A 14,422-nucleotide genomic window follows, 5' to 3' on the forward strand; every position below is an offset into this window, starting at 1 on the left:
GCGCAGGTGTAAGCGGCGAACAAAGGTACTGCCATTAAATTTAAAGTGACCTTGGCCTGACACAACCTCTCTTCCATCGCTTGATTCTTGTTCGATGCACGTTGCCAACGATATAACATGCTTGTGAACGAGGTAATGTGGGGCATACATACGCTGCTTTATTAAGACTTCGGCGGGTGGTTAGAGAGGTTCTCAAGTGGAGCGTGCATGAATATAAAAGCCATGGGCTCCATTGCAGGGTCCTCGCTGGTGTTTTAAAGCAGCTCATGCAGTTGGCAGCCAGTATCGCTCACCATCTAGGGTTATCCATACACCATCAACTGAGGCTTCCATATTACGCTGACCAATTGTTTTTATTGAAATTTTTCTGTCATGAAAATACTCCATAGCTAACACCACCCACTGAGACATCCAAGCATCGTCCTTTTCGACACTTTTGGTCATTTGCATGATTGACCGAGCTAGCTTCTCCTTCCGTCGTTTTTTTGCACGTCTTGTGTCGATTACAGGCTTCAATGTGGTTCCGTAATCACGATTCAGGAAGTTGGTGAAACCGGTTAATGTCGAAGCTTGGCCGGGAGCAGTGTTCAGATAACGATCAACATCAGTTTGGTCTGGAAGTCTTTGTCCGACTTGGTCAGTTTTGAGTAACAGGGTTGCAGCAGCTCTTACTGCAAGTCTCGCTGACGTATACGAAGTTCTTCCAGACTCAATACGGGCTTCTAACTGCCGCCAGTAGGCTTGCAGAGCCCCTCCTAACAAAGATGCTGGGGGTATGGAGGAGAGGCATTCATGGATACGCCTTTTCTCCGAGTTGATCCGTTTTGCCTGGTGATCAGGTTCAATCCCTTTTTCCTCATGCAGCCATCGCATGGGAAGCCTCACTCGGCGTAAGCCCTCAGCATCAAAGTAATTGAGCAATTGTGGATAGCTTGGGATACGCTGCCATTGTTGATCGATTTTAAGGAAAAATGACAGGAATCGATTAATTTTGAGCGCCGCTTTATGAGGCCCAGTGGCACTTATCAACCATTCACCAAACTCTCCGAACTCAATACTTAGCTCTCTTGAGGTGAAAGCAGCTTGGCCTATTGCTATTCGCTTCCGGCACGTTTTGCTCCAGTAGCAAGGTTCACAGACATCACCTCTTCCCGCTGGCATCTGGTTACCACATGAAGGACAGGTAATCTCACCTTGATCACGACAGGCTTTACACAATTTTTCGCCATTTGGAGCAGTGACCAAAAACCGATGACGGCGACATGCGGAGCAGGTACCGTGATCCTCCGTAGCACAGCTTGGACACAGCCGATGATCATGGCCCAATCGCTTCACTCTGGTAAGACGTTTTGAGGACTTCCCACAACTTTCGCAGGGTTCTGGTTCTCGGAAATGAGGGGCACAGGCGTTGCAGACCGGACCATAGGGAGTGATCTTACCTATCTTATAGCTTGTGCTCGCTTTACCACATCGCGTGCACGGTTTGTCAACTTCACACTTGCGGCAGACTGCATCAGGGTCATCATGCGGCAGCCGGGCTAACTCACCACACCGTGAGCACAGTCGTCGCTTGAAAACGCGGGCGTAACAGGTGGCACAGTAACCGTGCCCCTTGTGCCGTCGCTTCAGCTTGGGGACTTCTCGACCACACTCATCGCAACCTATAGCTTGGTTTTCCTTCATGAGGGTGGCTCCGCTTTCATTCTGCGCTTTAATCGCGCCCATGATGCTCTGACAGCACGCTCCGTTTTAGGATGATGGCTTGGTGGTGTGCGATGGCAATGAGTTACGCTCGGGCTATCGGATAAGAGGGCTATCATCGGCAAAAGAGCTATCGGTGGGGGTTTTCGTTGATCATGAAGCGCTGTAGCCTTTACATCGGCATTAATAAAAGTTTCAACAGTTTCCTCTAGATCAATACTCAGCAAATGTTTAACCGCAACGAGTAATTCTCTACGCTCGGAAGCAGGCAGCAGCTCAAACGCCAATCCTGACAAGGGCATCATGCTAGCAGTAATCGGTATACCTAAAGATCCTAGAGCATCAGCAAATGCTGACTCAGGACGTCGACTTGCGCGCCGTACCACACCGAGGAAAAAGACAGCGATTGAAAACCATTCTGCAACGGCGACAGAGTTTTCACCAACCGTGGCTATATCTTGCTTTAAAATACTATCCGCCATCTTCTGAAAGGCTAACTCTTCAAGCGAAAGTGCTGTGCATATGGTCTTACGCAAATCGTATTTGCACCGGCCACACTGAGCTATATGCACATCCTCGGCTATCAGCCGATGGGGCTCGATAGGGGCTGTGCATGCAGGGCAGTCATCTACCAGTTGTACACCATGCACGCTACAACCTGTATGCCAAGCAAATCGCCATTGTCGGCGAAGATAGGGGGCTGAATCTTCCATAAAGCACAAAGGACAAAATTGCTGACCACCATGGTGTGTCCGATTTCTTGTGCCCAGTGCTAGCAACCAGGGCCAGGTGCGGGTTTCCGGTAAAGAGTAACCAGCAATTCTTTCGCAATCATAGCGTAATGCAGATTTCTGAAACTCAGAGGATGGGATGCCTGAAGCGTTTACTAATGGACTCATTCGCACATCAGGAATTTCTCTATCGATGTCCCGCGTCCAAATGCGCCATTTTGGCCAGATAGCCCCCGTAAGCGCCAAAGGATCACAACCCTGCCTCAACGCCGTCCTGACTAACCATGAAGAAAGTGACTCATCAGGCAGCAATGGCACATTGAGCGCCCAAGGCATTAGAGCGTAATTTCCCTAATACCGCGCGTTGGCCGCACCCAGGACTTGCTCTTAATGACTTTCTCATCAATGCGCTCAGTCCCGGAAAGAATAGCGGCGTTAGCACATTCGATAAGCAGCCGGTGCAGGTCTCCAAAGTTACCCCCGGATATCGCGTGGAGTTGTGTGGCAAGTTGTGGTTCATGCAAATGGGAGGGTTCTTTGAGCGGCAAGATTTTCTCAAATCCAGCAAGCAGCTTCTGAAACTCTTGATTGAGCTCCCACTTAGGTAAAGCGACGACGTCAAAGCGGCTTGCATGCTGCGGGTCTGAATGAAGTACACGAACCGCATCCTGCGTCCCAACGCCAACGATCGGTATCATTAACTCATTACACAGGAGTTTGATGGCATTCATCGTTTCACGCTGTTTAACGGCCCCGCCGGTTAAAAGCGAGTGAAATTCATCGATGATCAGTAAACGAGTATGGCAGGCTCGAAGTTGATGGATTACCTGGTAGCGCAGCTTGGGAACAGGATCTGTGGGACGGTAGGGAGCCCAAAAGCTCTCCAACACCGCGATATAAAGGCTTTTCTCATCAGCACTCGGTGGGGCCTGAGTCACAATAACGGGCTTCACCGGCTCAGCGTCTTCATTGACGTAACCTTCTCCGTACTGTTTGTGAAAACGCTGGACGATGGTTGTCTTACCGTTATTAGAATCTCCAACGATAAGTAGATTCGGCATTCGAGGCCGACTTGGTTTCTCCATCAAACCTCGCATGGCTTCAATAATCCGATTTGCCAACGGATAGCCCAACCATCTTGGCTGATCCATAAAATCAATTCGCTCTTTCGCTGAGAGCCCCAAAATATGGCGAAGGTCAGGATGGAGGTGTGTGCTCATGATATATCCCAGTTCACATCGATATCACCTGTTAACAGCCCATCACTATTGGATAGTGCTTCTTGAGGTGCAGTAGTTTCCGGTGAATTCGAAAGAGGAGCAGCGGGTGTCACTTTTTTCTCATGCTCTTTTCGCCGTTGAGCTTGCCGCCGGCTTCTTTTAGTCCGCGCCTGGGACTCCTCAACATGGGTTCGTAACTCACTAATAGCGCGTAGGATTTCTGTCTCGTTAACAGAGTTCCTTCCTTCCTGGCGAAGACGCGCCTTGGCCTGGGCATATTCCCATACACTCATCGATGGAAGCGCTAGATTCGCAAAAGGAATTCGGAAATATTGGCCCAGTTCCGGGTCTTTGAACCAAACTGAGCTAATGTCGCGTGGGTCACGCCTAAACACGAAGGTTCGTTTCTTGCTTGGGGTGTCTGGATCTTTTGAATTGATCCAAGACCTTATCGCCTCATCGTAATAGTTGATGCCATCGATGGTCACACCAAAGGTCTGAATCGTGCGTTGAAAGCTTGGCAAAAAATCGAGCAACACAGAGAGCCTATCAGCTGGCCTCGGAGCTAAGCCAACCCCCTGCACGTCCGCATTGCCAAACACACCGATTTCCCATTTTTTCATAGGCGACATACCGATTCCGGTATGTAAGCGCTGGTGATAAACCTTACAGATCAACGCCACAAGCCACTCTTCAAACTCGCTCTTAGTCATAGAGGCGTGCTTCTCCGAGTCGTACCCCTCTTTGTCCTTGATTGAAGAGAAGGTAGTGCCTGGAAGATTATGAATCTCCTTAAGAAGCGAACCTAACACCCGCTCGATGTGACCACCGTAGCGAGGTTGTTTTACGGGCCGAAATTCGAGGTTAATCCCATAGGCTAAACATGAACGCCGAAAGGTCTCTGAACGGAAATCAGGACCGTTATCGACATGAATCGTGTTTGGCGTACCCCATACCGGCCATTCAGTCTCAACATTATGCAACAGCAGCCATTCATCCTTGGGGAGCATGGAATGGGCCACACACATGCCTACCGAAGTCTCAGAGGGAGGATCAAATGAAAGATAGTAACCAGTGACAACTCGGCTACAAACGTCCATAGCGAGCGTTATCCATGGTCGCCCAATGGGCTTGCGATAAACATCATCGACCAAAATAATATCGGCGGGTGTGTGGTCAATTTGCATGACGGCTAATGGATAATCAGCATTCGGAAATTTTCCAGCGGCCGGCTGAAACCTGTTGATGGCTTTTTCTCTAAAGCCATGTCCACGCAACCTATCACGCTCAGGTATGGAACGAATGCGAGCTCGCACAGTGCCAGGGCTAGGAGGGTCGATACGCCGTTCATGACAACGTCGCATTACTTCCTGAACAGCCTTTTGGGCTGAAGGGCGCTGTAACGTCAAATAAACCTCTCTGATAACCTCCTGAATGACTGCCTCTGCATGAGCGGGTATACGCGAATTGCCTTTTTTCCAACCTCGCTTCTGAGGTATCAGCGCAAGTACAGATCCAGTAGCCCGATATCGTTTCAACCATCTATATAAAGTGGCCGTATCGATCCCTGTCTCTTGGGCACGTTCTTCAGCCGCGTCACGACCAATAGTATGCCGATCAATTAATGGCTTAATGATCGAGAAACGATGCTCAGCCTCACGCCAGTCCGAATCACCTACATCAGACAAATCAGGTGCGGGTCTGGTAGGTACACTATCAATGGGCATCAACTCTTTTATTCGCAGTGGACTACTACGCCCAGACTCAACTGCAATGCCCATGACAGTTTCAAAATCGAGCACCTGCGTGATTCTATAGATTATGTCTCCCTTTTGGACATGCTCACCAACCACGATTTGCACTTGTTGGCGTGTTAGCGTGACGACAGATTCATGTTTAGGGGTATTGGAACGATGGTCACTCATAATCTGGTATCCATACCTCCGAAAAGGGGCTAAATGGTTGAGCTATATCGCAATCTAGCTGCCTCGTGGCCAACAGGTGCCATAAATGAGAGATGCCTTCTGCGCGGTAAATGCCCATAAAGTGCCGGGCAAGCAAATAATCTAATGACGCCGCTCCCATTTCTCTAACAGTTTTCAACACTTCATGGCTCTCTTCATGAGGAAAGACCATTCGCTTGTATCGCGTTAGGAAAGTGATGTTTTCAAAAGTCTTGTCTCTGATGCGACTTTCATCATGAATGCGAAAAGACCAGCCTTCGTTTTGGGCATGCCGCAGAGCAGCCTTCCATTTCGGTGACCAATCACGCCAATGCTCTTGCCACTTTGCCTGTGGCTTGACCTCAACCAGCAATGGCTTCGGGTAGTCATCGTAATGGCGACTACCGAGGCGGTAATAAACCAAATAATCGGGGGTATAGGTGTAGCGTCTTGCAGTAACTGGATGGTGGAACGGAATCTCACATGGCTGAGAAATCACTCCCAGTACGTTCAGGTCAAAGTCCGCCTTCACAAGAAAGTCACGCTCAAGCGTCGACTCGAAAGCGATAGATTCTTCCCCTCGAAACGCATAGAAGCCAGACACACTCCGGCGAGTAGGGCCAATTTTACGAACAAATGTTGGAAGTGTCATGGGCTGTCGCACCAAATATTGAAAAATTCATGGTTTGTCGCAGCTATTCGCCTATTTTTCGTCGCATTCAATTCTATATAGATTACCATAATAGACTGATATTACGCTTTGAGCGTCGCATTAATTGCCGAAAATGACAGAGGCTCAAAGCCCAAACCTGGGGAAATCTCCCTTGCTCACCACGGCGTGCTGTTTTTAGACGAGCTGCCGGAATTTTCCCGCAACGTATTAGAAGTTTTACGGCAGCCACTGGAAACGGGTGAAATACATTTATCTCGCGCCAGTCACGAGCGTCGTTACCCAGCACGGTTTCAGCTTGTTGCCGCCATGAACCCCTGCCCATGCGGCCATTTGGGTGACCCACGCCAGCGCTGTCAGTGCAGCGCCAGCCAGATTCAACGCTACCAGGCACGGCTTTCTGGCCCGCTATTAGACCGCATTGACCTGCAAGTAGAAGTGCCCGCTCTACCACCCGAACAGCTTACTGCCCAAACTCAGGGTGAACCTTCCAGTGCGGTGCGCGATCGGGTGATGGCCGCCCGTGAGCGGCAGATGGCGCGAGGCGCACTCAACAGCCAACTAAGTGGCAAAGCCCTAGAAGCCGCCTGCGCGCTAAGCGATGAAGAGCGCATGTGGTTAGCGGAGGTACTGGAAAAACTTAAGCTCTCTGCCCGAGCTTACCATCGCGTGCTGCGGGTCGCGCTCACCCTGGCTGACCTACAAGGCGAACCCAAGCCCAGCCAGCCGCACTTTATCGAAGCTATCGGCTATCGGCAGCTAGACAGGCTGTTAAGGGGAGCCTAGTGAACATTCTCGACAAAGTTATCCAAAGCATCGAACAAAACTTGTCGAATTGGCTCGGCTTCATTGACTAAGTGGTGTCGGGCTTCTGGATGGCGGTGGATTTCGGCATTAGGAAATTTCTCTTCCAATACCGCTAGGTTCCACTCCCAGTCTACGGTTAGGTCTTGCTCACCCTGCAAAATCAGTGTGGGCAACGGATTAGGTTCCAACGCTAGCAAACGCGGCATCCAGCGTCGCATTGCGGTGATCCACATAACACTCAACCGCTCGGGTTGCAGTGGGTCTTGATCACGCAGAAACGCGGTGAACTGTTCATCCGTTGAATTAGGCCGATACTTACGCGGCAGCTCTTTTAGAAAGGGGCTGGCAATTAGATGAAGCCAGCTTGCCTGGCTCCAACGCCAAGGGCGCACTAAGGGTGCTAGCAGCACAATACCTGCCCAGCCTGCTGCCTCTCGGCGAGTAAGCGCGTCAGTCGCTAATATCGCCGCCCCGGTACTCTGCCCCACTCCTAACCACGGCATAGGTGCCATTCCCAGGGTTCGCAAGGTCGACTGTAAATGCACAAGACAGTGCTGATAGTCGTCAAAATCTTCAATTTCAGCCCGTGGGCCGCTGGAAAGGCCATGACCGGGAAGATCCCACAATACTACCCGCCAACCTTTGGCTAGCAGACAACCTAGCAAATGGCGATAAAGGCCTAAGTGATCAAAGTAGCCGTGAATGACAAACGCGGTGCCAGTGGGAACAGGTGGGCTCCAGACTTGGCACCAAAGAGCAAATCGTCCAGTATCAATAAAACCTGCGTGCACTTCGCTGGTGTCGTTTAAGAGCGTTTCTAAGCCGTAGTGGCGAAAATAGTCGTGCACAGCGTCTGTTAGCGCGTCACCCGGTCTAAGCCGAGAGAGCGATGATTCGCCTGCCGCTTGCCGAAACAAGCCTTCCAGGTGTTGGAAATTATGCATCAACGTCTCTCCATGAACGCCACCTATCCATTGGCTAAATGACAGCGGAGACCATTGCCGCTCTCATCATTTGGTCGAGCATTTTGCTGCTTTAGGGTATAGGCTGTTTACATGCCCACGCAGTTGTGGAAGTATTTTCCACAAATATACCTTTACCCTGACCGTGGCACGATAATATCCCACGGGCACCTTCACAGGAGAACCCCATGAGCGAGCGTATCACGCGTCACCGTTTACAGGTGTCAGCAGACCTGGACCGTTTCATCAATGAACAGGCATTACCGGGCACTGGCGTCGACGAAAACGCTTTCTGGGCCGGCGTTGACGCGCTGTTCCATGAGCTGACACCGAAAAACCGCCAACTGCTTGAAGAGCGCGACGCACTTCAAGAGAAGCTGGATGTTTGGCACCGTGAAAACCCTGGCCCGGTGAGCGATATGCCGGCTTACCGCAGCTTCTTAAAAGAAGCCGGTTACCTAGTGGATGCGCCGAACAGCGTTAAAACCACTACTGCCAACGTAGACCGCGAAGTGGCTGTCCAAGCAGGCCCACAGCTGGTGGTACCTGTCAGCAATGCCCGTTATGCACTGAACGCCGCTAACGCTCGCTGGGGCAGCTTGTACGATGCCCTGTACGGCACTGATGCGATTTCAGAAGAAGATGGCGCTGAAAAAGGCACCAGCTTCAACCCAAAACGTGGTCAAAAAGTTATCGCCTATGCCCGTGGCGTACTTGATCGTGCTGCCCCACTGGCTACAGGCTCTCACCGTGATGCGGTGAAATACACTATTCGTGACGGCCACTTGGTGGTTAGCCTGGAAGGTGGTCGTGAAACCGGCCTGAAAGATTCTGGCAAGCTGATCGGCTTTAACGGCGACGCATCGGCGCCAGACGCCATTCTGCTAGCCAACAACGGCCTGCACCTGGAAATCCAGATCGACGACAGCCACCCAATCGGTAAAACCGACCCCGCTCACGTGAAAGACGTGGTAGTGGAAGCAGCACTGACTGCCATTATGGATTGCGAAGACTCCGTTGCTGCCGTCGACTCTGAAGATAAAGTCGGTGTTTATAGCAACTGGCTTGGCCTGATGAAGGGCGACCTGGAAGAGAACATCGACAAAGGTGGCAAAACCTTCAAGCGGACGCTGCACGCTGATCGTACTTGGCAAACCACTGATGGCAGCACCGTTAAACTGCCGGGTCGTTCGCTGATGTTCGTGCGCAACGTGGGTCACCTAATGACCACACCCGCCATTCTAGACGAAAACGGCAACGAACTGCCGGAAGGCATTTTAGACGCGGTAGTGACCTCGCTGCTGGCGCTACACGACCTGAAGAAAGACGCCGATCAGCCGCGCAACTCTCGCACCGGCTCTGTTTACATTGTTAAGCCGAAAATGCACGGGCCAAAAGAAGTGGCGTTTGCCAACGAGTTGTTTGGTCGCGTTGAAGATATCCTGGGCATGAGCCGCGACACCCTGAAAATGGGCATCATGGATGAAGAGCGTCGCACCACCGTCAACTTGAAGGCGTGTATTGCTGAAGCAGCGTCTCGCGTGGTGTTCATCAACACCGGCTTCCTTGACCGCACCGGTGATGAAATGCATACCGCCATGGAAGCAGGCCCGATGGTTCGCAAAGGCGATATGAAGAGCGCTGCGTGGATCACCGCCTATGAGAAGAACAACGTGCAGATAGGCTTAGCCTGTGGCCTGCGTGGCCGTGCTCAAATTGGTAAAGGCATGTGGGCGATGCCGGATCTGATGCACAATATGCTAGAGCAGAAGATTGGCCATCCCAAGGCGGGTGCCAACACGGCATGGGTACCTTCACCAACGGCGGCGACGCTGCATGCGCTTCACTACCACCAAGTCAACGTCACGGACGTTCAGCGCGAGCTGGAAGCCCAGGGCGAGCCTGACTTCTTAGATGACCTGCTCACCGTGCCAGTCGCCGAAAATGCCAACTGGTCGGATGAAGAGATTCAGCAAGAGCTGGATAACAACTGCCAGGGCATCCTTGGTTACGTAGTTCGCTGGGTAGAACACGGCGTAGGCTGCTCGAAAGTACCGGACATTCATAACGTCGGCCTAATGGAAGACCGCGCTACCCTGCGCATTTCCAGCCAGCATATCGCCAACTGGCTGCACCACGGCATTGTCGATGCACCACGAGTAGAAGAAACGCTTAAGCGGATGGCTAAAGTGGTTGATAAGCAGAACGCTGACGACCCCACCTACACAGCCATGAGCGCCGACTTCGAAGGCTCGACTGCCTTTAAAGCAGCCTCTGACCTGATCTTCAAGGGCCGCGTACAGCCTTCTGGCTACACCGAACCGCTACTCCACGCATGGCGCCAGGTGCATAAAGCGAAGTAAACTCGCTTAACGGTGTCATCAGCCTCGGGGCGCATACCCCGGGGCTTTTTTATATAAGGAAAACAACAATGACAGTCATGACCGCCGAACAAATTGAGCACTTTCTTGATGACGTGTTTCCCCAGCGAATGGGGCGTATTGAACGCGTCGGTGAGATGACAGCCACCCTGCGCCTCACCATCGGCAATGAGCACCTTCGCCCCGGCCCACGCGTGTCTGGCCCGACCATGATGGGCTTTGCTGATGTAGCGCTGTATGTGGCCATTTTGGCGCAAATTGGCCCGGAAGCCATGGCAGTCACCAGCGACTTAAATTGCCATTTCTTGCGCGCGGCCTCTGGCGAACACGATATTGTTGCTCACGCCAAACTTATCAAGCTAGGCCGCCGTTTAGCGGTAGGCGAAGTGCAGATTTTTTCTGTCAGCGATGACACTAAGCCGGTTGCGCATATTACCGCGAGCTATGCGCTGCCAGACAGCCCAACGGGCCAACCACCGCGCTAACGACTGAGCAATGCGGTGACGGCTAAGCCTAACCAGCCTGCCATCAGCAGCAAACCACCGATGGGCGTTACAATACCAACGCTAAGCCCTACGAGGGCCATTAGGTAAAGCGAGCCTGAAAATGCTGTGATACCCACTGCCCATAGCCCCAGCACTATTTGTTGCCCTGGCTGAGGACCCTGGCTGCGCCAAACCAGCACCGCAAGCATGGCCAACGTATGCCACGCTTGGTAACGCACGCCGGTTTCAACGATGTCGACCATAGCAGCACTGGTACGCGATGCTAAGCCGTGAGCCGCATAAGCCCCTAATATCACCATTAATGCGCCTGAGAGTGCCACTAAACACCACCAGGGCTTGTCTGCTCGCTGCATGCATTACTCCTGTTTATAGCCACTGTTTATAGCTACTGTTTATAACTACCTTTTATAACTATTGACTATAAGTACTTACTATAAGTATTTGCTATGAATACGCATTACAAGTACCCAAAATACGCGATCGATACGCCACTAAGCTGATTAACACGGTCACGTACCTTGAGCGGTACGAAACCGCTACAATAGACAATAATTTGCTTCACCGACTGGGAATACTTACCGTTATGTCCACTCCTCATGAGTCGATAAAACTGACACTCAATGGCGAACCACATACGCTGGCAGCCGGCCTTAGCGCCGCCGATCTGATCGAGCAATTAGGCCTGACTGGGCGCCGCATTGCGGTGGAAATTAACGAACAAATCGTACCCAAAAGCCAGCTTGCCCAAACGCATTTAGCCAATGGCGACCAGATTGAAGTCGTTCACGCCATCGGCGGCGGCTAGCGCAGCCCGTCACCCGTTTTTGCTTTCACAAGGAACCGCTATGACGCCACTAACTGATACACCATTTACCGTTGCTGGACGCGAGTTCAGCTCCCGCCTGCTGGTGGGTACTGGCAAGTACAAAGACTTTACCGAGACCGGCGCAGCCATTGCCCAAAGTGGCGCGGAAATTGTCACCTTTGCCGTGCGGCGCACCAACTTAGGCCAGGATGCTGACGCGCCTAATCTACTCGATGTCGTTTCCCCTCAGCGCTACACGCTGCTGCCAAACACCGCAGGCTGCTACAACGCCAAAGACGCTGTACGCACCTGCCGCTTAGCGCGTGAACTACTCGACGGTCATAACCTGGTCAAACTAGAAGTACTCGGCGACGATCACACGCTCTACCCTAATGTGGTCGAGACATTAAAAGCCGCTGAGACGCTACTGGCTGACGGCTTTGATGTCATGGTGTACACCAGCGACGACCCCATTGTGGCACGTGAATTAGAAGCCATGGGCTGCTGCGCCATCATGCCGCTGGGCTCGCTGATTGGCTCAGGGCACGGCATTCAAAACCCGCATAATGTACGCCTGATTGTTGAGCAAAGCAGTGTGCCTGTGCTGGTCGATGCGGGCATTGGCACCGCATCTGACGCCGCCATGGCAATGGAGCTAGGTTGTGACGGTGTGCTGCTCAACACGGCGATTGCTCACGCCCGTGACCCGCTGCGTATGGCCCGCGCGATGAAACTGGCTGTAGAAGCTGGCCGCGATGCCTTCTTAGCGGGCCGCATGCAACGCCGCCAGAGCGCCGACCCCTCTTCGCCTTTTGCAGGCCGGATTAACGGCTGATACACAGAGATACCATGACCGATACCAACGACACCGTGCCCAACAGCGCTAACACCGCCACCACCGGCCCTGAAAACGCTGATGCCCCATTACACCGGCGGGGAATTAAGAGCTACGTGATTCGCGCGGGACGCATGACGCCAGCGCAAAGCCGTGGCTTGGAAGACGTTTGGCCACGCTTAGGACTGACGATTGCCGATGGGCGCCAGGACTTGGACGCCCTGTTTGGCCGCCAAGCACCACGGGTGGTCGAAATCGGCTTTGGTATGGGCAACTCACTTATTGAGCAAGCCGAGCGCCACCCGGATACTGACTTTATTGGCATTGAGGTTCACGCACCAGGGGTGGGCAAGCTGCTAGATGAGGTAGATAAACGCGGCCTAACCAACCTGCGCGTTTATCGCGAAGATGCCCTAGCAGTACTTGAGCAGTGCTTACCGGAAGGTTCATTGACCACCCTGCAGCTGTTTTTCCCTGACCCGTGGCCAAAAAAGAAGCACCACAAGCGGCGTATTGTGCAGCCTGCGTTTGTTGAGCTGATTCGCACGCGCTTAAAGCCCGGCGGTACTTTCCATATGGCAACCGACTGGGAAGCCTACGCCGAGTGGATGGCCGAGGTGATGGACGCTGCACACGGCTATGCCAATACTGCTAGCTCAGAAACAGCGCCCTACGTGCCACGGCCTGAGTTCCGCCCACTCACCAAATTTGAAGCCCGCGGCGAAAAGCTTGGCCACGGCGTATGGGACTTAATCTACCGCCGTGAGGTTTAAAAGTAGCCATTAAAGGCAGCGATTAACGGCAAGCTAAGCGTCGTTTATGTTCACTTATCGTAAACGACGCGATGCAGCGTACCGCTACCGCGTTCAAAGGCATCAATATTTGCCAGTGTGGTCTCGGCAATGTTGGTCAACGCTTCACCGGTAAAAAATGCCTGATGCCCTGTAATCAGCACGTTATGGAAGGTTGTTAGGCGCATAAACTGATCGTCATCAATCATCTTGTCCGAGAGATCTTCGAAAAACAGTTGCTCTTCTTCTTCGTAGACATCTAACCCCAGACGACCAATATGGCCGCTTTTTAAGCCCGCAATGACCGCTTGTGTGTCCACCACTCGCCCACGCCCGGTATTAATCAGCATCACGCCTTGCTTCATCTGAGCGATGGCATCAGCATTAATCAGGTGATCAGTTTCAGGCGTCAACGGGCAGTGCAGCGAGATAATATCCGCCTGGGCATAGAGCGACGCCAACGGCATATACTCTACAAACGACTTGGCATTTGGGTTTGGAAAGGGATCGTTGGCAACTACTCGGCAGCCAAAGCCATGCATGATATCAGCGAAGATCAACCCAATCTGTCCGGTACCAATGATGCCCACGGTTTTACCGTGCAAATCGAACCCCAGCAGACCATCCAGAGCGAAATTACCCTCGCGCACGCGGTTGTAGGCACGAAACGTCATGCGATTAAGACTCATCACCAGCGCTACCGCGTGCTCAGCCACCGCGTGAGGAGAATAAGCGGGCACCCGCACCACGGTAATACCCAACCGTTCGGCTGCGGCTAAGTCAACATGGTTAAACCCTGCTGAACGCAGGGCCACTAAGCGTGTACCGCCGTTGTGTAATTGCTCTAACACATCGGCATGTAAGTGGTCATTTACAAAGGCGCAGACGCCCTCAAACCCTTTCGCAAGCGGCGCCGTATCGATGACCAAGCGCGCATCAAAAAAGCTGAGTTCATGACAATTCGCAGCATTGGCACGGGTAAGGAAGGTTTGGTCATAAGGTTTAGCACTAAAAACAGCAACGCGCATAGCAGTAGTCCTGGCTCTTGAAGGAAGTTCAGCATAGGCAAT

The 14,422-nt window shown here is 52.3% G+C and carries 13 protein-coding genes and 1 pseudogene; 6 read left to right on the forward strand and 8 right to left on the reverse strand.

Annotated features, from left to right (window positions below; all coding sequences use genetic code 11):
- Positions 1-264: 264 nt before the first annotated feature.
- The 5 genes from K1Y77_RS16325 to K1Y77_RS16345 form a co-directional block, all read right to left on the reverse strand.
- A complete protein-coding gene (locus K1Y77_RS16325) occupies positions 265-1,161 on the reverse strand; it encodes a hypothetical protein (RefSeq protein ID WP_264429589.1) in 897 nt (298 codons plus the stop codon).
- Between the two features lie 518 nt (positions 1,162-1,679).
- Positions 1,680-2,768, reverse strand: a complete 1,089-nt coding sequence (locus tag K1Y77_RS16330; RefSeq protein ID WP_264429590.1) for a TniQ family protein — start codon at positions 2,766-2,768, stop codon at positions 1,680-1,682.
- On the reverse strand, positions 2,768-3,652 hold the full coding sequence (locus K1Y77_RS16335) for a TniB family NTP-binding protein (protein ID WP_264429592.1): 885 nt from the start codon (positions 3,650-3,652) through the stop codon (positions 2,768-2,770). Before K1Y77_RS16335 ends, K1Y77_RS16330 begins: the two co-directional genes overlap by 1 nt.
- The gene (locus K1Y77_RS16340) at positions 3,649-5,577 is read right to left on the reverse strand and encodes a Mu transposase C-terminal domain-containing protein (RefSeq protein ID WP_264429594.1); all 1,929 of its coding nucleotides are present in this window, start codon (positions 5,575-5,577) and stop codon (positions 3,649-3,651) included. The genes K1Y77_RS16335 and K1Y77_RS16340 overlap by 4 nt, the downstream gene beginning before the upstream one ends.
- The gene (locus K1Y77_RS16345; RefSeq protein ID WP_264429596.1) at positions 5,570-6,247 is read right to left on the reverse strand and encodes a TnsA endonuclease N-terminal domain-containing protein; all 678 of its coding nucleotides are present in this window, start codon (positions 6,245-6,247) and stop codon (positions 5,570-5,572) included. Before K1Y77_RS16345 ends, K1Y77_RS16340 begins: the two co-directional genes overlap by 8 nt.
- Before the next feature lie 141 nt (positions 6,248-6,388).
- On the opposite strand from K1Y77_RS16345, the pseudogene K1Y77_RS16350 reads away from it, so the two are divergent.
- Positions 6,389-7,051: pseudogene (locus K1Y77_RS16350) on the forward strand (ATP-binding protein); the annotation flags it as partial.
- Here K1Y77_RS16350 and K1Y77_RS16355 read toward each other — a convergent pair.
- On the reverse strand, positions 7,048-8,016 hold the full coding sequence (locus K1Y77_RS16355; RefSeq protein WP_030071404.1) for an alpha/beta hydrolase: 969 nt from the start codon (positions 8,014-8,016) through the stop codon (positions 7,048-7,050). The pseudogene K1Y77_RS16350 and the gene K1Y77_RS16355 overlap by 4 nt on opposite strands.
- A 206-nt stretch (positions 8,017-8,222) precedes the next feature.
- Between K1Y77_RS16355 and K1Y77_RS16360 the strand changes: the two genes are divergently transcribed.
- Entirely contained in the window at positions 8,223-10,397 is a 2,175-nt protein-coding gene (locus tag K1Y77_RS16360) for a malate synthase G (protein ID WP_264429597.1), read from the forward strand.
- Positions 10,398-10,465: 68 nt separating this feature from the next.
- Positions 10,466-10,900, forward strand: coding sequence for a PaaI family thioesterase (locus K1Y77_RS16365; protein WP_264429599.1), 435 nt, complete (start codon positions 10,466-10,468; stop codon positions 10,898-10,900).
- Here the strand turns inward: K1Y77_RS16365 and K1Y77_RS16370 are convergent.
- Positions 10,897-11,274, reverse strand: a complete 378-nt coding sequence (locus K1Y77_RS16370) for a DUF423 domain-containing protein (protein ID WP_030071411.1) — start codon at positions 11,272-11,274, stop codon at positions 10,897-10,899. The two genes, K1Y77_RS16365 and K1Y77_RS16370, sit on opposite strands and share 4 nt — an antisense overlap.
- A gap of 230 nt (positions 11,275-11,504) precedes the next feature.
- Between K1Y77_RS16370 and thiS the strand changes: the two genes are divergently transcribed.
- From thiS to trmB, 3 genes are read left to right on the forward strand one after another with little or no spacing between them, the layout of a single operon-like run.
- Positions 11,505-11,726 carry a sulfur carrier protein ThiS gene (gene thiS, locus K1Y77_RS16375; protein ID WP_264429601.1) on the forward strand — a complete coding sequence of 74 codons (222 nt, stop codon included), beginning with the start codon at positions 11,505-11,507 and terminating at the stop codon, positions 11,724-11,726.
- A 40-nt stretch (positions 11,727-11,766) separates the two neighbouring features.
- Positions 11,767-12,561 (forward strand): thiazole synthase, encoded by a 795-nt coding sequence (locus tag K1Y77_RS16380; RefSeq protein ID WP_030071418.1) that lies wholly within the window; start codon positions 11,767-11,769, stop codon positions 12,559-12,561.
- Between the two features lie 14 nt (positions 12,562-12,575).
- Positions 12,576-13,334 carry a tRNA (guanosine(46)-N7)-methyltransferase TrmB gene (gene trmB, locus K1Y77_RS16385; protein WP_030071420.1) on the forward strand — a complete coding sequence of 253 codons (759 nt, stop codon included), beginning with the start codon at positions 12,576-12,578 and terminating at the stop codon, positions 13,332-13,334.
- A gap of 50 nt (positions 13,335-13,384) precedes the next feature.
- Here trmB and K1Y77_RS16390 read toward each other — a convergent pair whose 3' ends face one another.
- Positions 13,385-14,380 carry a 2-hydroxyacid dehydrogenase gene (locus tag K1Y77_RS16390; protein WP_264429604.1) on the reverse strand — a complete coding sequence of 332 codons (996 nt, stop codon included), beginning with the start codon at positions 14,378-14,380 and terminating at the stop codon, positions 13,385-13,387.
- Positions 14,381-14,422: the final 42 nt, after the last annotated feature.

The organism is Halomonas qaidamensis, from assembly GCF_025917315.1.
Lineage (GTDB): Bacteria > Pseudomonadota > Gammaproteobacteria > Pseudomonadales > Halomonadaceae > Vreelandella > Vreelandella qaidamensis.

Excerpts from the sequence above, each read along its gene's own strand:
- K1Y77_RS16345 (WP_264429596.1), bottom strand. The coding sequence starts at position 6,247 with ATGACACTTCCAACATTTGTTCGTAAAATTGGCCCTACTCGCCGGAGT.
- K1Y77_RS16340 (WP_264429594.1), bottom strand. The coding sequence starts at position 5,577 with ATGAGTGACCATCGTTCCAATACCCCTAAACATGAATCTGTCGTCACG.
- K1Y77_RS16355 (WP_030071404.1), bottom strand. The coding sequence starts at position 8,016 with ATGCATAATTTCCAACACCTGGAAGGCTTGTTTCGGCAAGCGGCAGGC.
- K1Y77_RS16390 (WP_264429604.1), bottom strand. The coding sequence starts at position 14,380 with ATGCGCGTTGCTGTTTTTAGTGCTAAACCTTATGACCAAACCTTCCTT.
- thiS (WP_264429601.1), top strand. The coding sequence starts at position 11,505 with ATGTCCACTCCTCATGAGTCGATAAAACTGACACTCAATGGCGAACCA.
- K1Y77_RS16365 (WP_264429599.1), top strand. The coding sequence starts at position 10,466 with ATGACAGTCATGACCGCCGAACAAATTGAGCACTTTCTTGATGACGTG.
- K1Y77_RS16380 (WP_030071418.1), top strand. The coding sequence starts at position 11,767 with ATGACGCCACTAACTGATACACCATTTACCGTTGCTGGACGCGAGTTC.
- K1Y77_RS16370 (WP_030071411.1), bottom strand. The coding sequence starts at position 11,274 with ATGCAGCGAGCAGACAAGCCCTGGTGGTGTTTAGTGGCACTCTCAGGC.
- trmB (WP_030071420.1), top strand. The coding sequence starts at position 12,576 with ATGACCGATACCAACGACACCGTGCCCAACAGCGCTAACACCGCCACC.
- K1Y77_RS16335 (WP_264429592.1), bottom strand. The coding sequence starts at position 3,652 with ATGAGCACACACCTCCATCCTGACCTTCGCCATATTTTGGGGCTCTCA.
- K1Y77_RS16325 (WP_264429589.1), bottom strand. The coding sequence starts at position 1,161 with ATGCCAGCGGGAAGAGGTGATGTCTGTGAACCTTGCTACTGGAGCAAA.
- K1Y77_RS16360 (WP_264429597.1), top strand. The coding sequence starts at position 8,223 with ATGAGCGAGCGTATCACGCGTCACCGTTTACAGGTGTCAGCAGACCTG.
- K1Y77_RS16330 (WP_264429590.1), bottom strand. The coding sequence starts at position 2,768 with ATGCCTTGGGCGCTCAATGTGCCATTGCTGCCTGATGAGTCACTTTCT.